This is a genomic window from Thiomonas sp. 13-64-67, from assembly GCF_002282795.1.
Taxonomy (GTDB): domain Bacteria; phylum Pseudomonadota; class Gammaproteobacteria; order Burkholderiales; family Burkholderiaceae_C; genus Thiomonas; species Thiomonas arsenitoxydans.
The window spans coordinates 18,430-36,846 of record NZ_NCKP01000031.1 but is presented as its reverse complement, the minus strand read 5'-3'; the positions used below and the strand labels follow the sequence as shown (position 1 = coordinate 36,846).

The 18,417-nt window shown below is 64.5% G+C and carries 15 protein-coding genes and 2 pseudogenes; 12 read left to right on the top strand and 5 right to left on the bottom strand.

Translation table 11 applies throughout. The features are described from left to right. Positions 1–49: 49 nt before the first annotated feature. The 3 genes and pseudogenes from B7X30_RS09170 (at position 50) to B7X30_RS09160 (ending at position 2,018) form a co-directional block, all read left to right on the top strand. Positions 50–352, top strand: a complete 303-nt coding sequence (locus B7X30_RS09170; RefSeq protein WP_286730323.1) for a hypothetical protein — start codon at positions 50–52, stop codon at positions 350–352. A 67-nt stretch (positions 353–419) separates the two neighbouring features. Further along, a complete protein-coding gene (locus B7X30_RS09165) occupies positions 420–1,364 on the top strand; it encodes a transaldolase family protein (RefSeq protein ID WP_286730322.1) in 945 nt (314 codons plus the stop codon). Positions 1,365–1,392: 28 nt separating this feature from the next. Then, positions 1,393–2,018, top strand: a pseudogene (locus tag B7X30_RS09160) (RsmE family RNA methyltransferase). 21 nt (positions 2,019–2,039) lie between these two features. Here the strand turns inward: B7X30_RS09160 and B7X30_RS09155 are convergent. Then, positions 2,040–2,999: a LysR family transcriptional regulator gene (locus tag B7X30_RS09155; RefSeq protein WP_013104298.1), complete on the bottom strand. Its 960-nt coding sequence runs from the start codon at positions 2,997–2,999 to the stop codon at positions 2,040–2,042. 408 nt (positions 3,000–3,407) lie between these two features. Here B7X30_RS09155 and B7X30_RS09150 point away from each other — a divergent pair, with 408 nt between their 5' ends. From B7X30_RS09150 to B7X30_RS09110, 9 genes are all read left to right on the top strand, one after another. Then, the gene (locus tag B7X30_RS09150; RefSeq protein ID WP_013104299.1) at positions 3,408–4,487 is read left to right on the top strand and encodes a class 1 fructose-bisphosphatase; all 1,080 of its coding nucleotides are present in this window, start codon (positions 3,408–3,410) and stop codon (positions 4,485–4,487) included. 156 nt (positions 4,488–4,643) lie between these two features. Then, on the top strand, positions 4,644–5,519 hold the full coding sequence (locus B7X30_RS09145; protein WP_013104300.1) for a phosphoribulokinase: 876 nt from the start codon (positions 4,644–4,646) through the stop codon (positions 5,517–5,519). Positions 5,520–5,550: 31 nt separating this feature from the next. Further along, entirely contained in the window at positions 5,551–7,578 is a 2,028-nt protein-coding gene (gene tkt, locus B7X30_RS09140) for a transketolase (RefSeq protein WP_286730321.1), read from the top strand. 22 nt (positions 7,579–7,600) lie between these two features. Continuing rightward, complete coding sequence (gene gph / locus B7X30_RS09135) at positions 7,601–8,308, top strand: phosphoglycolate phosphatase (RefSeq protein ID WP_013104302.1); 708 nt, start codon at positions 7,601–7,603, stop codon at positions 8,306–8,308. Positions 8,309–8,379: 71 nt separating this feature from the next. After that, positions 8,380–9,387: a type I glyceraldehyde-3-phosphate dehydrogenase gene (gap, locus tag B7X30_RS09130; protein WP_013121942.1), complete on the top strand. Its 1,008-nt coding sequence runs from the start codon at positions 8,380–8,382 to the stop codon at positions 9,385–9,387. A 70-nt stretch (positions 9,388–9,457) separates the two neighbouring features. After that, positions 9,458–10,663: a phosphoglycerate kinase gene (locus B7X30_RS09125; RefSeq protein ID WP_286730320.1), complete on the top strand. Its 1,206-nt coding sequence runs from the start codon at positions 9,458–9,460 to the stop codon at positions 10,661–10,663. 53 nt (positions 10,664–10,716) lie between these two features. Then, positions 10,717–11,781 carry a class II fructose-bisphosphate aldolase gene (gene fba / locus B7X30_RS09120; RefSeq protein WP_286730319.1) on the top strand — a complete coding sequence of 355 codons (1,065 nt, stop codon included), beginning with the start codon at positions 10,717–10,719 and terminating at the stop codon, positions 11,779–11,781. A 109-nt stretch (positions 11,782–11,890) separates the two neighbouring features. Beyond that, a complete protein-coding gene (locus B7X30_RS09115) occupies positions 11,891–12,448 on the top strand; it encodes a thioredoxin family protein (RefSeq protein ID WP_286730318.1) in 558 nt (185 codons plus the stop codon). Then, positions 12,445–13,209 carry an HAD family hydrolase gene (locus B7X30_RS09110; protein ID WP_286730317.1) on the top strand — a complete coding sequence of 255 codons (765 nt, stop codon included), beginning with the start codon at positions 12,445–12,447 and terminating at the stop codon, positions 13,207–13,209. Before B7X30_RS09115 ends, B7X30_RS09110 begins: the two co-directional genes overlap by 4 nt. Before the next feature lie 225 nt (positions 13,210–13,434). Here the strand turns inward: B7X30_RS09110 and B7X30_RS09105 are convergent, their stop codons facing one another. From B7X30_RS09105 to leuS, 4 genes and pseudogenes are all read right to left on the bottom strand, one after another. Beyond that, complete coding sequence (locus tag B7X30_RS09105; protein ID WP_286730316.1) at positions 13,435–14,106, bottom strand: hypothetical protein; 672 nt, start codon at positions 14,104–14,106, stop codon at positions 13,435–13,437. Positions 14,107–14,245: 139 nt separating this feature from the next. Then, positions 14,246–15,242 (bottom strand): annotated as a pseudogene (holA, locus tag B7X30_RS09100) (DNA polymerase III subunit delta). After that, positions 15,242–15,730, bottom strand: a complete 489-nt coding sequence (locus tag B7X30_RS09095; protein ID WP_286730314.1) for an LPS-assembly lipoprotein LptE — start codon at positions 15,728–15,730, stop codon at positions 15,242–15,244. Before B7X30_RS09095 ends, holA begins: the two are co-directional and overlap by 1 nt. Then, entirely contained in the window at positions 15,731–18,361 is a 2,631-nt protein-coding gene (gene leuS / locus B7X30_RS09090; protein WP_286730313.1) for a leucine--tRNA ligase, read from the bottom strand. Positions 18,362–18,417 lie beyond the last annotated feature (56 nt).

Below are 18,417 nucleotides of genomic sequence, written 5' to 3'. Positions count from 1 at the left end.
CCACATCGGTCTCAACGACCGACGACCGCCCGACCGAAACGAGCTCAACATGCAAGAAAAACCGATTTATCCCGGCTATCACGCCGACGCGCACGGCATGACCCAGCTTGGCCGAGTGGTGCTTGACGCCTGGGTTTTCGGGCTGCTGCCCGAAGCCGAAGACTGCAAAGGCTGGGACCTGCAGCGCATGCAGGGGCTGATGCAGAAAGTGGAGGCCGAATGGGATCAGTACGGCAATCTGCCCAGCCGCCTGCCGCCGGAACTCGCCGAGCGTCACCGCGCCCTGTATGAGCGCGCCATGCAGCGTGCGCAGAGCAAGGGCTGGAACGCCGAGCTCGACGACGAAGACTGATCTCATGTGAGAGCAGTCGAAGCTCGCCTAAGATGATCGCTTCGCATCGCCGTCTCACTCCTCACTCATGTCTGCACTCGATTCGCTGGCTGCTTCCACTGTCGTCGTGGTCGATACGGCCGATCTGGATCTGCTGTCCCGCTGGAGCGCGCGGGATGCCACGACCAATCCCAGTCTGATTCGCAAGGCGGCCGCCGATCCGCGCTATGCCCGGCTCGTCGCGGCTGCAGTGAGCGGTTCTGCCGACGTCAATGATCGTCTGGACGCGCTGCTCGTGGCGTTCGGGGTGCAAATTCTGCAGCGTCTGCCGGGCCGGGTGTCCACCGAGGTCGATGCGCGCCTGTCCCACGATACCGAAGGCACCTTGCGGCGCGCGCGCGCGTTGATGGCGCGATACGCGGCGCAGGGCGTGCCGCGCGAGCGCGTGCTGATCAAGATTGCCGCCACTTGGGAAGGCATTGTCGCGGCCCGCATGCTCGAAGCCGAAGGCATCTACTGCAACCTCACGCTGTTGTTCAGCTTCGCCCAGGCGCAGGCTTGCGCCGCGGCGGGTGTGAAGTTGATTTCGCCTTTCGTGGGACGCATCACCGACTGGCATCGCCTTCAGGCTGGCGGGGCCTGGGACGCCGAGCAGCGGCGCGGCGCCAACGACCCCGGCGTGCAGGCAGTCAGGCGCATCTGGCACTACTACAAGCAGCAAGGCGTGCCGACCGAGGTGATGGCGGCGAGCTTTCGTGACCTGGACCAGATCGCTGCCCTGGCAGGCTGTGACCTGCTCACCATTCCACCGGCCTTGCTCGATGCCCTGGCGGCCAGCGACCGCGCGATGCCGCGTCAACTCGACGCGGCGCAGGCAGGCCCGGCGATCGACCCCCTGCCGCCCGTGCTGAGCCAGCAGGACTTTGAGCAGGGCATGCGCACCGACCGCATGGCCACCGAAAAGCTGCAAGAGGGCGTGCGCGTGTTCAGCGCAGACACTGAAGCGGTGCTGTCTCAACTGGCCGCGGCGTGAAGCGCGCAGTTCCTACGGTCGCTCTTTCGTGTCGTTGCGCTTTTACATTCCGCCCACTGAGGCCACGCTGGCGCCCGGCCTGTTGACCCTGCCCGCGGCGACGGCCAAGCATGTCAAGGTCTTGCGATTGAAGGAGGGCGAACCGGTCGCCGTGTTCGACGGCACCGGCGGCGAGTGGTCGGGCGAGGTCATCGACCCCCAAACCTTGCTGCTTCGCGCCCACCATGCGGTGGAGCGCGAAGCGGACGTGCGCGTCATGCTGGCCGTGGGCATGCCGGCCAACGAGCGCATGGATGCTTTGGTGGAAAAGGCGGTGGAACTGGGTGTCGCGGCCATTCAGCCCTTGATTACGCGGCGCAGCGTGCTACGTCTCCCGAGGTGGCGCCGGTGGCGACACTGTCCGATTGGCTGCAGCACCTCGGCAACGACACCGCTCAGTTGCATCGCTGCGTGTTGAGCCCGTTGGCGACGAATCCGCTTCGGCCCTTTGCCTCGGGCGAATCAGGATGGATGGTCTCCGGCCCCGAGGGCGGACTGGACGAAGACGAAATCGCCTTGCTGCAGCGCTCAGGGTTTCGCGCTGTCAGCCTGGGGCCGCGCGTGTTGCGCGCCGACACGGCGCCGCTAGCTGCGCTGATGCGCGCCTGCGGCTGAGCGCAGCGACCGGCGCTGCGACTACGGCTCAGCGTTGGCCAAGTCCTTGCCGGGTGCCAGAATGTCGGTGCCGAAGGTTTCCGCCAGAAACGATTCGCCATGCTCCAGAATGAAATAGCGGAATGCTTCCGCCCCCGGTGACAGCAGTTTGGCCAGACTGTTCACCGCGTACCAGCGTCGCAGCAAGGGCATGCCCTCGATCGACGGCACGGTCAGCAGGTTGTTGCGCAATTCCAGGTCGATGGTGTGCAGCGACAGGAAGCTGATGCCCATATTCGCCATGACCGCCTGCTTGATGGTTTCGTTGCTCTGCATTTCGGTGAACAGGGGCAGCTCCATCTGATGCTGGTGCAGATACTCCTCAAAAGTGGCGCGCGTGCCCGAGCCGGGTTCGCGGATGATGAAGTTGAACTGCGTCAGCAGTGTGGCCGAGTGCGGCCCTCCGGTCGATAGCGGGTGCTGTGGCGGCGCGATGATGCCCATGGGGTGGGCGGCAAAGGGTTCGGCGCGCGTGGCGACGTCTCGCGGCGGTCGGCCCATGATGGCGAGATCCAGCTCGCTGTTCTGGAGATGACTCACCAATTGTTCACGGTTGCCCACCGAGAGCCGGACCTCCACATGGGGATACTCGGCGTGAAAGCGCGCCAGCAAGCGGGGCACGAAATACTGAGCCGTACTCACCATGCCAATGGTCAGTCGGCCGGCCTTGATGCCCCGCAGACGCGCCATGGCGTCCTCGGCGTCTTTGAGCGTTGCAAGAACCTTGCGGGCATAGACCACCAAATACTCTCCCGTCAAGGTCAGACTGACGGACTTGCCCTGGCGCTCGAATAGGGGGAGCCCGACCTGCGACTCCAGCTCTCTGATTTGCATGGAGACAGCAGGCGGCGTGAGGTGCATTTCCTGGGCCGCCTTGCCAAAATGCAGGTGGCGCGCAGCGGCGCTGAAGACGCGGAGCTGACGGATGGTCGCGTTTTTCATCAAAATTCCTGATCTGAACATCAACAAATCGTGAATTTACCTTAATTCGAGCCACCGCTTATATTCGGCCTAAGCGATAAAGATTAGGAATGAATTTTGTCATTCACCTTTTCTCCATGGTCATGGGTCGCACCGTTTGTGAACGGGCTCCGAAGTTCTACTTCAGGAGCTTTTGCCGCAGCCAATGAAGTCTGTTCATGCGAGTCTCCGTTTTGGGGCTGCGGGCTTTTTGAAGTGACTTGCGCTGATGGGCGTCCTGCTGACGTCTCAGTGATTTCTCAGGGGTTGGTCCGCCGACCGCAGGTTGCTTCAAAAAGTCATCGGGCCTCGAGCCAGCAGATTCACCCGCACGTCTGAAGTGCGGGGCAGGTCTGTTGTCCCTGGCCCATAACCATTGGGAGCTCCACCATGCAGTCAGGTCGCACCACCGTCTCAAAATTCCTCATCGAGCAATTGCACGGCACCGATGATCAGGCCGATCTCGCTGCCTTGCTCGTGGATGTGACCGCCGCGGTCAAGGCCATCTCCGCCATGACCTCCAAGGGGGCGCTCGGCGGCTTCCTCGGTGCGCTCGACACGCAGAACGTGCAGGGCGAAGTGCAGAAAAAGCTCGACGTGCTCTCCAACGACGCCATGATCCAGGCGTGCGAGTGGGGCGGCCTGGTCGCCGGCATGGCGTCCGAAGAAATGGACGACCCGTACACCCTGCCGAAGGAATTCGAGCGCGGCCCCTACATGCTCATTTTCGATCCGCTCGACGGGTCGAGCAACACCGACGTCAACGTCTCGGTCGGCACCATTTTTTCGGTGCTGCGCCACACCAAGATCGGCGACCCCACCGTGGCCGATTATCTGCGCCCCGGCGTGGAGCAGGTCGCTGCGGGTTACGCCATCTACGGCCCGGCCACCATGCTGGTGCTGACCGTGGGCAAAGGCACGCACGGCTTTACCCTTGACCGCGAAATCGGCAACTTCATTCTCACCCATCCCAATCTGCAGATTCCCGCAGACACCAGCGAATTCGCCATCAACACCAGCAACGAGCGCTTCTGGGAGCCGCCGATTCAGCGCTATGTTGCCGAGTGCAAGGCCGGCAAGACCGGTCCGCGCGGGCGCGACTTCAACACCCGCTGGATCGCCTCGATGGTGGCCGACGTGCACCGCATTCTCATGCGCGGCGGCATTTTCATGTACCCCAAAGACACCAAAGACCCGAGCAAGCCGGGCCGTCTGCGCCTGATGTACGAAGCCAATCCGATCGGCATGATCATCGAGCAGGCGGGCGGTGCGGCTTCCACCGGGCGCGGGCGTATTCTTGAGGTGCAGCCAAGCTCGCTGCATCAGCGCGTGCCGGTGATGCTGGGCTCCAAGAACGAGATCGAGCGTCTGGAGCGCTATCACGCCGAATACGACCGGGGCGAAGACAAAGCCTTTGAGTCGCCGCTGTTCAAAGAGCGTTCGCTGTACCGCGACGAAGCCAGCCGTTGAGCGTTGCGGCCGCCGGGTCGGTTTGCTTCGGCAGCATCGAAGCGTAGGGCCCCGCCGCCATTGCTGCGCTTTGCGCCGGATCAAACCTGGCAGCGACCCGCATCAAGACGGGCGCTGCATGCATTGATTTCCTTGTCTTGAAAAGAGGCTCGCACCATGTCTGTCAAACATCCCATCATTGCCATCACCGGGTCGTCGGGCGCCGGCACCACCACGGTGATGCGCAGCTTCCAGCACATCTTCCGCCGCGAACAGCTCACCGCGCAAATCGTCGAGGGAGATTCCTTTCATAAGTTCAACCGCATGGAAATGCGCGAGGAGATGAAAAAGCAGGAAGCCGCGGGCAACCGTCACTTCAGCCATTTCGGCCCCGACGCCAACTTGCTGGGCGAACTGGAAACCGTGTTCAAGACCTACGGCGAGACCGGCGGCGGCAAGGTGCGCAAGTACATCCACGATGCGGGCGAGGCGGCCGAATTTGGCGTCGAACCGGGCAACTTCACCGAGTGGAAGGACATCAAGCCGGGTTCCGATCTGATGTTCTACGAAGGTCTGCACGGCGGTTACGCCTCTGGCGAGATCAACGTGGCCAAGCAGGTGGACCTGCTGGTGGGCGTGGTGCCCATCATCAACCTGGAGTGGATTCAAAAGCTGCACCGCGACCAGATCCAGCGCGGCTATTCGCAAGAGGCGGTGATGGACACCATCCTGCGCCGCATGCCCGACTATGTGCATCACATCGCGCCGCAGTTCTCGCGCACCCACGTCAACTTCCAGCGCGTGCCCACGGTCGATACCTCCAACCCCTTCATCGCCAAAGACATTCCCACGCTCGACGAGAGCATGGTGGTCATCCGCTTCGCGAACCCCAAGGGCATCGATTTTCCCTACCTGCTGTCCATGCTCCACGACTCGTGGATGAGCCGCCCCAACACCCTGGTCGTGCCCGGCGGCAAGATGGGCATTGCCATGCAGCTCATTTTCACGCCGATGATTCTGCGTCTGATGGACCTCAAGCGTCGCGCAGGTTAACCGCGTTGTCCAAACCCGGAAAAATTTCAACATGACTACCGTTCAAATCGACACCCAACAACGCCGCCGTCTGGCCAACGCCATCCGCTTTCTCGCCATCGACGGCGTGCAGGCCGCCAACTCCGGCCACCCCGGCGCCCCCATGGGCATGGCCGACATCGCCGAAGTGCTGTGGCGCAATCACCTGCACCACAACCCGGCCAATCCGCACTGGGCCAACCGCGACCGCTTCGTGCTGTCCAACGGCCACGGCTCGATGCTGATCTACGCCCTGCTGCATCTCACCGGCTACGACCTGCCGATCGACGAACTCAAGCGCTTCCGCCAACTGCACAGCAAAACGCCGGGCCACCCCGAAGTGGGCTACACGCCGGGCGTGGAAACCACCACTGGCCCGCTGGGTCAGGGCATCGCCAACGCCGTCGGCATGGCGCTGGCCGAAAAAGTGCTGGCCGCGCAGTTCAACCAGCCCGGCCATGCCATCGTCGACCACCACACCTATGTGTTCCTCGGCGACGGCTGCCTGATGGAGGGCATCAGCCACGAGGTCTGCTCGCTGGCCGGCACGCTCAAGCTCAACAAGCTCATCGCCTACTACGACGACAACGGCATTTCCATCGACGGTCATGTCGAGCACTGGTTCTCCGACAACACCGCCCAGCGCTTTCAGGCCTATGGCTGGAATGTCATCGGCCCGATCGACGGCCATGACGCCGTTGCCGTCGAGAAGGCCACCGCCGAAGCCAAGACCAGCGACAAGCCCACCCTCGTCATTTGCCGCACCACCATCGGCTGGGGCTCGCCCAACAAGGCCGGCACGCACGATGTGCACGGCGCCGCGCTCGGCCAGGCCGAGGCCGACGCCACCCGCAAGGCCCTGGGCTGGGACTACGGCCCGTTTGAAATTCCCGCCGACATTTACCAGGCCTGGGACGCCAAATTCCACGGCGCCAAGCTCGAAGCCGACTGGAACGAGCGCTTCGCCGCCTATGAAAAGGCCCATCCCGCACTGGCCGCCGAATTCAAGCGCCGCATGGCCGGCGATCTGCCCGCCGATTGGGGCCAGACCGTGCAGACCCTGTACGCCAAGGCGCGCGAGGTCACTGCGGCGACCGCCACCCGCAAGTCCTCGCAGATCGCGCTTGAAACCCTGGTGCCCGCGCTGCCCGGCCTGTTCGGCGGTTCGGCCGACCTGACCGGCTCCAACCTCACCGCGGTCAAGGCCTCGCATTCCTTCGAGAAGGCCGCGCCCGGCACGGCGTTCAACTATCTGTCGTATGGCGTGCGCGAATTCGGCATGGTGGCCATGATGAACGGCATGGCGCTGCATGGCGGCTTCCTGCCCTACGGCGGCACCTTCCTGATGTTCTCCGACTACTCGCGCAACGGCGTGCGCATGAGCGCGCTGATGAAGCAGCGGGTCATTCACGTCTTCTCGCACGACTCCATCGGTCTGGGTGAGGACGGCCCGACCCACCAGCCGATCGAGCAGCCGTCCAGCCTGCGCCTCATCCCCAATCTGGATGTGTGGCGCCCGGCCGACGTGCTCGAAACCGCGGTGGCCTGGAAGCACGCCATCGAGCGCAAGCATGGCCCCAGCGCCCTGCTGCTGTCGCGGCAGAATCTCGTCTCCACCCCGCACCCGGAAGACGCCGAGCGCACCATTTCGCGCGGCGGCTATGTGCTGTCCGAAGCCCAGGGCGGCAAGCCGCAGATCGTGCTGATCGCCACCGGCTCCGAAGTGGAAATTGCGCTCAAGGCGCAAGGCATGCTGGCCGAACAGGGCGTCGCCGCGCGCGTGGTCTCCATGCCCTGCACCAACGCCTTCGACCGCCAGGATGCGGCCTACCGCAACGAGGTGCTGCCCGCAGGCTTGCCGCGCGTGGCCATCGAGGCGGGTCACCCGGACTTCTGGCACAAGTATGTCGGCCTGAACGGCGGCATCGTCGGTATCGCCACCTTTGGCGAATCCGCCCCCGCGCCCCAGCTTTATCAGTACTTCAAGGTGACCGCAGAGCATGCGGTCGCCGTGGCGAAGTCCGTGCTGCAAGCCGCTTGAGTCTGACCCGACACGCAACAGGATGACGCAAGCCATGTTCGATTTGGTGATGTTCGACCTCGACGGTACGCTGGTGGAAACCGCGCCGGAAATCGCCGACGCGGTCAACGACCTGCTGCGCGATCAGCAACTGCCCGAAGTCTCCGAGCATCTGATCCGCGCCTGGATCGGACATGGCACGCGCGAACTCATGCTGCACGCCTATGCGCACGCCACCGGCCTCGAAGAAGAGACGGTGCGGCGCACCGGCACGCTCGACATCCTGATGCCGCGCTTTGCCGAGTTCTATGCCGTGCGTACCGGGCAGCGCAGCCGCCTCTATCCCGATGTGCTCAGTACGCTCAAGGCTTTGCGCGCGGCGCAGGTACGCATCGCGCTGGTCACCAATAAAGAACAGCGCTTCGCCACCACGGTGCTCATGGTGCACGGCATCCGTCACTACTTCGACATGGTGGTGGCCGGGGATACGCTCGAAGCCAAGAAGCCCGATCCGCTGCCAGTGCGCTACTGCCTCGACGCCTTCAAGCTGCGGGCAAACCGCGCGCTGTTCGTCGGCGATTCCGAGATTGATGTCGCTACCGCGCGTGCCGCCGGCGTGGCGGTCTGGGCGGTGCCCTACGGCTACAACCACGGCAAGTCGATCGCCCTGGCCGAGCCCGATCGCATCATTCCCACCGTGGCCGCAGTCGCCGAGGCCGTGCGGGCGTCGGCCTTGCACGCTTCCGATTGAGGGCGCGCTCAAAACGCCGCCTGCACACGCCACCCCCCACTTTTTCTCAACCTTCATTCAGGAGATCTCATATGACCATTCGCATCGCCATCAATGGATTCGGCCGCATCGGCCGCATGGTGTTCCGCGCCGTGGCGCAGGAAGCCGAGTTCAAAGACTTGGAGATCGTCGCCATCAACGACCTGCTCGAGCCGGACTACCTGGCTTACATGCTGCAGTACGACTCGGTGCATGGCCGCTTCAACGGCACGGTGGGCGTGGAAGGCAACAATCTGGTGGTCAACGGCAAGAAAATCCGCCTCACCGCCGAGCGCGATCCCGCCAACCTGAAGTGGAACGAAGTGAATGCCGACGTGGTGGTTGAAGCCACCGGCTTCTTCCTCACCCTCGATACCTGCCAGAAGCATATCGACGCTGGCGCCAAGAAAGTGGTGCAATCCGCCCCCTCCAAGGACGACACGCCGATGTTCGTCTATGGCGTGAACCACGCCAAGTACGCTGGCGAGAAAATCGTCTCCGCCGCCTCCTGCACCACCAACTGCCTGGCTCCCGTGGCCAAGGTGCTCAACGACAACTTCGGCATCAAGCGCGGCCTGATGAGCACGGTGCACGCAGCTACCGCCACGCAGAAGACCGTGGACGGCCCGTCGAGCAAAGACTGGCGCGGCGGCCGGGGCATTCTGGACAACATTATCCCGTCGAGCACCGGCGCGGCCAAGGCGGTGGGCAAGGTCATTCCCGAGCTGAACAAAAAGCTCACCGGCATGGCCTTCCGCGTGCCCACGCCCGATGTCTCAGTGGTCGACCTGACCGTCGAGCTGAACAAAGAAGCCAGCTACGCCGACATCTGCGCGGCGATGAAGGCCGCTTCCGAAGGTCCGCTCAAGGGCGTGCTCGGCTATACCGAAGACAAGGTGGTCTCCACCGACTATCGCGGCTGCTCCATGCCGTCGATCTTCGACGCCGAGGCCGGTATCGCCCTCGATTCCACCTTTGTCAAGGTCGTGTCCTGGTACGACAACGAGTACGGCTACACCTGCAACATGATGCGCTTCGTCAAGCACGTCGCCAGCAACTGATGCCGCCAGCCCCGCTGCCTTGACGATTCATCAAAACACCCGTCAGCGGGGTGCAACCGAGGAGAGACTGATGCAAATCCTGACCTTTGAAGAAGTGTGCAAGCGCGGCTTCGCCCAGGACAAGCGCGTATTCATTCGCGCCGATCTGAACGTGCCGTTCAACGACAAGGGCGAGATCACCGAAGACACCCGGGTGCGCGCTTCCGTGCCCGCAGTGAAAATGGCGCTCGACGCCGGTGCCGGAGTGATGATCACCTCGCACCTGGGCCGCCCGACCGAAGGTGAGTTCAAGCCCGAGGATTCGCTGGCCCCCGTGGCCAAGCGCCTGAGCGAGCTGCTCGGCCTGCCCGTCAAGCTGCAGGCCAACTGGGTGGACGGCGGCTTTGACGTGCGTCCTGGCGAAGTGGTCATGCTCGAAAACGCTCGCGTCAACAAGGGCGAGAAAAAGAACGACGACGCACTGTCGCAAAAAATCGCCAAGCTCTGCGACATCTATGTGAACGACGCCTTCGGCACCGCCCACCGCGCTGAGGCGACCACCTATGGCATCGCCAAGTACGCGCCAATCGCCTGCGCGGGCCCGCTGCTGGCGGCCGAGATCGACGCCATCAGCCGCGCGCTGGAAAAACCTGCGCGCCCGCTGGTGGCCATCGTCGCAGGCTCCAAGGTCTCCACCAAGCTCACCATCCTGCAGGCCCTGGCCGACAAGGTCGATGGTCTGATCGTGGGCGGCGGCATCGCCAACACCTTCATGCTGGCCGAAGGTCTGCCCATCGGCAAAAGCCTGGCCGAGCCCGATCTGGTGGATGAGGCGAAGAAGGTCATCACCAAAATGAAGGAACGCGGCGCCGAAGTGCCCATTCCCGAAGATGTGGTGGTGGCCAAGCAGTTCAGCGCTACCGCCGAGGCCACCGTCAAAGACGCCAAGGATGTGGCCGCTGACGACCTCATACTCGACATCGGCCCCAAGACTGCGGCCAAGCTGGCGGCCAAGCTCAAGACCGCGGGCACCATCGTCTGGAACGGCCCGGTGGGCGTGTTCGAGTTCGACGCCTTCGCCAACGGCACCAAGGTGCTGGCCGAGGCCATCGCCAGCAGCCCTGCCTTCTCCATCGCGGGCGGCGGCGATACCCTGGCGGCGATTGCCAAATACGGCATCACCGACCGCATCGGCTACATCTCCACCGGCGGCGGCGCCTTCCTGGAAGTGCTCGAAGGCAAGCAGTTGCCCGCTTTCGAGATCCTGCAGCAGCGCGCCAAGCAGCCCTTGTCTTGAAGCCCATGCTTTGATCGTTTTGAACCTGTTCCCTATCTCTTGAGGAGTCCGTCATGGCCCTGATTTCCCTGCGTCAACTGCTCGACCATGCGGCCGAGCATTCCTACGGCGTCCCCGCCTTCAACGTCAACAACCTCGAACAGGTGCGCGCCATCATGGAAGCCGCCGACGAGACCAACTCGCCGGTCATCCTGCAGGCCTCCGCTGGCGCGCGCAAGTATGCTGGCGCCCCCTTTCTGCGCCACCTCATCGAGGCGGCGGTTGAAGAGTGGCCGCACATCCCCGTGGTCATGCACCAGGATCACGGCACCAGCCCCGGCGTGTGCCAGCGCTCCATCCAGCTGGGCTTCAGCTCGGTGATGATGGACGGCTCGCTGGGCACCGACGGCAAGACCCCGACCACCTACGAGTACAACGTCGATGTCACTCGCCGCGTGGTGGAAATGTCGCACTCCTGCGGCGTGTCGGTGGAAGGCGAACTCGGTTGCCTGGGCTCGCTCGAAACCGGCACCGCCGGTGAAGAAGACGGCATCGGCGCCGAAGGCACGCTCGATCACAGCCAGCTGCTGACCGACCCGGAAGAGGCCGCTGACTTCGTGAAAAAGACCCAGGTCGACGCCCTGGCCATTGCCATCGGCACCAGCCACGGCGCGTACAAGTTCACCCGTCCGCCCACCGGCGACATCCTCGCCATCGGCCGCATCAAGGAAATTCACGCCCGCATTCCGAATACCCACCTGGTGATGCACGGCTCCTCCTCGGTGCCGCAAGAGTGGCTCAAAATCATCAACTCCTACGGCGGCGACATGGGCGAGACCTATGGTGTGCCGGTGGAAGAGATCGTCGAAGGCATCAAGCACGGCGTTCGCAAGGTCAACATCGACACCGATCTGCGCATGGCCTCCACGGGCGCCACCCGCAAGTTCCTCGCCGAACACCCGAAAGAGTTCGATCCGCGCAAATTCCTCATCGCTTCGACCAAGGCCATGAAAGAGATTTGCAAGGCGCGTTACGAAGCCTTCGGCACCGCGGGCAATGCGTCCAAGATCAAGCCCATCACGCTCGATGCCATGGTGGCGCTGTACGAAAAGGGCGCGCTCGATCCCAAGATCAACTGACGCCTAGGGCAGTTTCTGTCCGAGTTTGATTGGATCGACAACCCCGGCCTCAGCCGGGGTTGTCGTCTGTGCATTGCATTCCCCGACAACCCAGCAAAGGAGTTTTGTCATGGCCGCAACCGCCGATCCCTTGCAGCGCGGATTTCCCGCGCCCGATTTCCACCTGCCCGGCATCGATGGCCGCAACTACACCTTGGCCGAACTGCGCGGCCCCAAGGGACTGCTGGTGATGTTCATCTGCAATCACTGCCCGTATGTGCAGGCCGTGGCCGACCGCATGGTGCGCGATGCCCGGGAGCTGCGCGCTCTGGGCGTGCATGCGGTGGCCATCAACAGCAACGACGTGAGCGCCTATCCCGAAGACTCCTTCGACAACATGAAGCTGTTCGCCGCGCAGCACGGCTTCGGATTTCCCTACCTGTATGACGAAACGCAGGCTGTGGCCAAGGCCTACGGCGCAGTCTGCACGCCCGATTTTTTCGGCTTCAACGCCGATTTGAAGCTGCAATACCGCGGCCAGCTCGACGCCTCGCGCAAGCAGGCCGCCCCCGCCGACGCCCGCCGCGATTTGTTCGAGGCCATGAAGCAGATCGCCGAAACCGGCATCGGCCCCGTGGAGCAATATCCCAGCATCGGCTGCTCCATCAAATGGAAAGGTGAGGCATGAATTCAACGCCCTTGCGCGCACTGATTTTCGACGTCGATGGCACCTTGGCCGAAACCGAGCGCGACGGTCACCGCATCGCTTTCAACCAGGCCTTCGCCGATGCCGGGCTGAATTGGCATTGGGACGTGCCGACCTACGGCCGTCTGCTCGCCATTACCGGCGGCAAAGAGCGCATGCTGGCTTATTGGCAGGACATCGATCCGCAAGCCGCGGCTGCGCCCGAGGCGGCGGGGCTGATCGCCGAGCTCCACCGTCGCAAAACCGCGCACTATGTGCGACTGGTGGCGGAGGGCGGCATCGCCCTGCGTCCGGGCGTGCGTCGGCTGCTGGAGCAGGCGCGTAGCGCCGGGCTGCGCCTGGCCATCGCCACCACCACCACGCCCGACAATGTCGAAGCGCTGATTCACGCCACCCTGGGCGCAGGCGGCATGGACTGGTTCGAAGTAGTGGGCGCGGGCGACGCCGTACCGCGCAAAAAACCCGATCCCGGCATCTACACCTGGGTGCTCGAACGCATGGGGCTGGCCCCGGAGCAATGCCTGGCGTTCGAAGACTCGACCAACGGCCTGCGCGCGGCGCACGGCGCCGGGCTGCGCACCGTGGTCACCACCGGCGCTTACACCCACCACGAAAATTTCGACGGCGCGCTGGCTTGGCTCGACGGTTTGGGCGAGGCGGGCGCTCCCGCTACGGGACGCATCGGCAGCCAGCCTTGGTCCGGTGTGGTCGGGTTGAACGAGCTGCGGCAGTGGGCTGACTGAATCTGGGTTGAACCCAGATTGCCCATCAGTCTGTCCTTCGCTTCTATGCAGGCGCTGGCGGGCGCGAAGCGCTGGGCCAAACCCTCCCCAGCCCTCCCCACAAGTGGAGAGGGAGTCTTTTTGCACTTCCCCCACTCGTGGGGGAGGCCGGGAGGGGGATGCACGGCCTGCCGCGCCATCATCCCGTGATCTGGTGAAATTCCGGCCCGGCAACAACGCCGTTGTTCAGCCGACCACGCTGAGCGACATCGGCGGCAACAAAATGCCTTGCGCATCCTGCGTGCCCAAGGCGCGGCGCAGATGTTCGACCTTGGGTGGCTGCGCTGCCGCCCCCGGTTCGGTGTATTGATCCAGCCGCGAGGTCTTGCTCACCCAGGTTCCCAGATTGACCCGCACCGCCTGTGCGCTGCGGTTGACGATCAGCACCCGCCCGCCCTTGGGGCCGATGAAGCTGGCGCCGGTGACCTGCTCAGGCGCACCGGGAAAATCGAGCTTGACCAGATTGCTGGCCTGTTCCGCAGCCCGGCTCCACGCGGCGGCGAGCGGGCTGGGCGCGGGGCACAACAGGGCCATCGGCAAGACCGCCTGCTTCTCCGGCACCGTCACCTGATTGAGGTTGACCAGCAAGGCGGCAGAGGCGTCGAGCTGCGCGCGCCAGGCAGGCGCAGCGATCTTCACGCCGTGGCAGTTGACCTGCAGCGCGGGCAGCAGTTGCGCGGGCAGCACGCGCATCACATCATCCGGGCCTGCGGTGAAGCTGGGCGCGTTGTCGGGTACGGGCGCGGGCGCGGCCTGCGCGAAGGCAGCGGGCAGCAGCGCGGCAGCCGACAGGCCGAGTGCGGCCAGGGTGTGGCTCAGTCGGCCAGAGTAGGGGGAGCGAGGCGGGAAAGAGGGCATGACGTTTGGGTGAGAGAGGCTGCAAAAAAGGCCGCGAATAAGACAGCGAAGAAGGCCACGAAGCGTGTCGGACTTTGCTCAGAGCCGGGCAAGGCCGCAGAGTTCACAAGCCCGCAACTCGCGGCCTTGAGGGATGCACTCAAAGCGCCGGGTGCAGCACCAGCCTGCGGCCCTGCCGGGCGCTTGGTGGCGTGGGCCAGAGGGCGTCGAGCATGGACAGGGCGAGCACTTGCAGCGCCTCCCACGGTGCGCGCGGCAGGAAGTCAGGGCGCAAGCCCTTGACCGCCAGATCGCACTGCGCCGCGAGTTGCAGTAGCCGCTCCAGATCGGGCGTGCGCAGGCGCGGCAAGGCGCGTTCCAGCAGCTTTTCCTTCACGCCCCAGATGCGATTGGCGCGCAGCAGCGCGGGCAGCGCCTGCCCCGCGTCCAGCCCCTGACGGATGCGCAGCCAGGCGCGGATGTCGTCGGCCAGCGTCCAGTGCACCAGCACCGGGGCCACGCCTTCGGCCTGCAGGCCGTCGAGCATGCGGCGCAGCCGGGCGACATCGCCGCCCAGCACCGCTTCGCCGAGCTTGAACACGCTGTAGCGCGCCACGTTCAGTACCGCCTGCTCCACCGTGTCTGGGTCGAGCGGGCCGGGCGGGCACAGCAGCGCGAGCTTTTCGATCTCCTGATGGGCGGCCAGCAGATTGCCTTCCACCCGCGCCACCAGAAAATCGGTGAGCGCCCTCCCCGCGTCGCCTGCGGGCAGGGTAAAGCCGTGGCGCTGCAGTCGGGCCGCGATCCAGCGCACCCGCACCGCCACGCCACCCTGGCTCAGGGCGCTGAACCAGGCCGACTTCTGGGTGGCTGCATCCAGACGGGGCAGGATGACCACCGCCATCACATCCGGCGACAAATGCCCGGACAGCGCCGCCAAGGCTTCGCCGCCGTCGCGTCCGGGCTTGCCGCTCGGGATGCGCAGTTCGATGAGCCGCCGACCGCCGAACAGGCTGATCTCGCGGCTACCTGCGAGTAAGTGGCTCCAGTCGAAGCCGCGTTCCACCGACCAGCAGGGTCTCGTCGCCATACACCACGTACAGCGCGCCGAGCTTGCTGGCGAGATGGGCGTCGAGTTGGTCGGCCGCGAGCTGCATCAATTCACCTTTACCGCGGCAAGCTGGAACATCAGACGGTTGATTAGTTCCTGGCGCATGCCGCGATAGAGCAGATCGGACTCATTGGCCTTGGCCAGCGTGGCGCTGGAGTTGTAGCTCAGATTGCTGGTCTGGCTCAGGTCGGTCGGGGCGATCAGTACCTTGCCCTGCGGCGTGGTGAGCTCGAAGCGCACGGTGTAGCGCAACAGATATTGCGCCACCGTGCCATCGGCGTTGTAGGCCTGTGCGGCCTGCGTCTGCGATTCGCCCAGCAGGGTGAACACCGCCTGAGCGGACTGGGCGTCTGGCGCGATGCGGGTCGAAGTGGTGGCGGCGATCTGCCGCTTGAGTGCCACGACGAAGGCCGAGGTCTCCGAGCCCGCCACATACAGGGTGCTGAACGACAGATTGGTCGAGCCGCGCAGCTGAAAACCGCAGGCACTCAAGGCCAGAAGCGGTGCGAAGATGAGGACGCTGCGGCGCTTCATTCAGACCACCACATTGACCAGTCGGCCCGGCACCACGATGACCTTCTTCGCGGCCTTGCCCTCGCTGAACTTGGCGAAGTCGGCGCTGGCCAGCGCGGCGGCTTCGATAGCGGCCTTGTCGGCGCTGGCCGCCACTTGAATGGCGCCACGCAACTTGCCGTTGACCTGCAGCATGAGTTCGATGGTGTCTTGCACCAGCGCGGCTTCGTCCACTTGCGGCCAGGGGGCATCAAGCAGATCGCCGAACTCGGCGCCGTAGCCGAGTTCCAGCCACAAGGCGTGGGCGATGTGCGGCGTGGCGGGGTAGAGCACGCGCAGCAGAATGCCGAAGCCTTCGCGCAGCGCGGCGGGCATGCCCGCAGCGGCGGCGTCCGCGCCTTCCAGCGCGTTGAGCAGTTTCATCGCGCCCGACACCACGGTGTTGTATTGCATGCGGCCGTAGTCGAAATTCACCTGCTGCAAGATCTGGTGCACCTCGCGGCGCAGCTTGCGTGCGGCGTCACCCGCCTCGGCTGCGGGCGCGGCCAGGGCGCTCAATTTCAGCCCGAAGGCCCACACCCGTCTGAGGAAGCGATGCGCACCCTCCACCGCGGCGTCGTTCCACTCCAGCGTGGCTTCGGGCGGCGCGGCGAACATGGTGAACAGGCGGGCGGTGTCGGCGCCGTAGCGGTCGATCAGGTCTTGCGGATCGACGCCGTTATTCTTGCTCTTGCTCATGGTGCCCACGCCGCCGTAGTCCACCGCCGAGCCGTCGGCCTTGAGCTTGGCGCCAATGATCTTGCCCTGCGCGTCGAACACGTTTTCCACCTCGTGCGGCCAGAAATACTCGATGCCGCCCTGCGGGGTTTTGCGCGAGTAGATGTGGTTGAGCACCATGCCCTGCGTGAGCAGACGGGTGAAGGGTTCGTCGGCCTTGACCAGCCCCAGGTCGCGCATTACCTTGGTCCAGAAGCGCGCATACAGCAGGTGCAGGATGGCGTGCTCGATGCCGCCGATGTACTGGTCCATCGGCATCCAGTAGTCGGTGCGACCGTCCACCATGGCGTCGTGGTTGTCGGCGCAGGTGTAGCGCATGAAGTACCAACTCGAATCGACGAAGGTATCCATGGTGTCGGTCTCGCGCTTGGCCGGTTTGCCGCACTGCGGGCAGGCCACGTCGACGAACGTCGCGCACTGGTGCAGCGGATTGCCGCTGCCGTCGGGAATCAGGTCTTCGGGCAGGACGACCGGCAGGTCTTTTTCCGGCACCGGCACCGCGCCGCAGTGATCGCAGTGGATGATGGGAATGGGCGTGCCCCAGTAGCGCTGGCGGCTCACGCCCCAGTCGCGCAGGCGCCAGGTGGTGCGCTTCTCGCCCAGACCCTTGGCGGCGAGCAGTTCGGCGACTTTGTCCACCGCGTCTTTGTAGGGCAGGCCGTCGAGATCGCCCGAGTTGACGCACACCGCGCGCTGTTTGTCGCCATACCAATCGGCCCAGGCGTCCGTGCTGAAGGTCTCGCCCTCCACCGCGACGACTTGCTGAATGGGCAGGCCGTACTTTTTGGCGAAGGCAAAGTCGCGCTCGTCGTGCGCGGGCACGCCCATCACCGCGCCGTCGCCGTAGCTCATCAGCACATAGTTGCCGACCCACACCGGCACTTGCGCGCCGGTGAGCGGATGAGTGACGAACAGCCCGGTGGGCATGCCCTCTTTTTCTTTCAGCGCCAGTTCGGCTTCGGTGGTGCCGCCCTGCTGGCAGCGCTCGATGAAAGCGGCGAGTTCGGCGTTGCCCGCCGCGGCATGCGCGGCCAGCGGGTGCTCGGGCGCCACGGCGCAGAAGGTCACGCCCATGATGGTGTCCGCCCGGGTGGTGAACACATACAGGCGGCCGTCCTGAATCAGCGCGCCCGAATCGTCGGCGATAGTGTGCGGGAAGGCAAAACGCACCCCGGCGCTCTTGCCGATCCAGTTCTCCTGCATCAGCCGCACCCGCTCGGGCCAGCCGGCGAGATAGTTCTTGTCTTCGGGATCGGCCACGGCGGCCAGCAGTTCCTCGGCGTAGTCGGTGATCTTGAGGTAGTAGCCGGGAATCTCGCGCTTTTCCACCACGGCGCCGCTGCGCCAGCCGCGGCCGTCGATCACCTGCTCGTTGGCCAGCACGGTCTGGTCCACCGGGTCCCAGTTCACCACTTGGGTGCGGCGCTCGGCGATGCCTTTTTCCAGCATCTTGAGGAACAGCCACTGGTTCCACTTGTAGTACTCGGGCGAGCAGGTCGCCACCTCGCGGCTCCAGTCGATCGCCAGACCCATGGCCTGCATCTGCCGCTTCATATAGGCGATGTTGTCATAGGTCCACTTCGCCGGGGGCACCTTGTTTTTCATCGCCGCGTTTTCGGCGGGCAGGCCGAAGGCGTCCCAGCCCATGGGCATGAGCACGTTGTGACCGTTCATCCGCAGATGGCGGGTGAGCATGTCGTTGATGGTGTAGTTGCGCACATGGCCCATGTGCAGCTTGCCCGAGGGGTAGGGCAGCATGGAGCAGGCGTAGAACTTTTCGCCCGGCTTGTCTTCGCGCACGCGGTAGGCGTCGGTGCTTTGCCAGTGGGCTTGCGCGGCGGCTTCCACCGCGCTGGCGTCATACTTCTCGTTCATCGTGAGGCTTGCAGGTTGAGGCCGCGCGGGCGCCCGGACAAGGATGGTTAAGCGGG

What these genes read in the sequence shown, in the direction of transcription:
- B7X30_RS09170 (WP_286730323.1), top strand. Translation starts at nt 50, where the DNA reads ATGCAAGAAAAACCGATTTATCCCGGCTATCACGCCGACGCGCACGGC.
- B7X30_RS09165 (WP_286730322.1), top strand. Translation starts at nt 420, where the DNA reads ATGTCTGCACTCGATTCGCTGGCTGCTTCCACTGTCGTCGTGGTCGAT.
- B7X30_RS09155 (WP_013104298.1), bottom strand. Translation starts at nt 2,999, where the DNA reads ATGAAAAACGCGACCATCCGTCAGCTCCGCGTCTTCAGCGCCGCTGCG.
- B7X30_RS09150 (WP_013104299.1), top strand. Translation starts at nt 3,408, where the DNA reads ATGCAGTCAGGTCGCACCACCGTCTCAAAATTCCTCATCGAGCAATTG.
- B7X30_RS09145 (WP_013104300.1), top strand. Translation starts at nt 4,644, where the DNA reads ATGTCTGTCAAACATCCCATCATTGCCATCACCGGGTCGTCGGGCGCC.
- tkt (WP_286730321.1), top strand. Translation starts at nt 5,551, where the DNA reads ATGACTACCGTTCAAATCGACACCCAACAACGCCGCCGTCTGGCCAAC.
- gph (WP_013104302.1), top strand. Translation starts at nt 7,601, where the DNA reads ATGACGCAAGCCATGTTCGATTTGGTGATGTTCGACCTCGACGGTACG.
- gap (WP_013121942.1), top strand. Translation starts at nt 8,380, where the DNA reads ATGACCATTCGCATCGCCATCAATGGATTCGGCCGCATCGGCCGCATG.
- B7X30_RS09125 (WP_286730320.1), top strand. Translation starts at nt 9,458, where the DNA reads ATGCAAATCCTGACCTTTGAAGAAGTGTGCAAGCGCGGCTTCGCCCAG.
- fba (WP_286730319.1), top strand. Translation starts at nt 10,717, where the DNA reads ATGGCCCTGATTTCCCTGCGTCAACTGCTCGACCATGCGGCCGAGCAT.
- B7X30_RS09115 (WP_286730318.1), top strand. Translation starts at nt 11,891, where the DNA reads ATGGCCGCAACCGCCGATCCCTTGCAGCGCGGATTTCCCGCGCCCGAT.
- B7X30_RS09110 (WP_286730317.1), top strand. Translation starts at nt 12,445, where the DNA reads ATGAATTCAACGCCCTTGCGCGCACTGATTTTCGACGTCGATGGCACC.
- B7X30_RS09105 (WP_286730316.1), bottom strand. Translation starts at nt 14,106, where the DNA reads ATGCCCTCTTTCCCGCCTCGCTCCCCCTACTCTGGCCGACTGAGCCAC.
- B7X30_RS09095 (WP_286730314.1), bottom strand. Translation starts at nt 15,730, where the DNA reads ATGAAGCGCCGCAGCGTCCTCATCTTCGCACCGCTTCTGGCCTTGAGT.
- leuS (WP_286730313.1), bottom strand. Translation starts at nt 18,361, where the DNA reads ATGAACGAGAAGTATGACGCCAGCGCGGTGGAAGCCGCCGCGCAAGCC.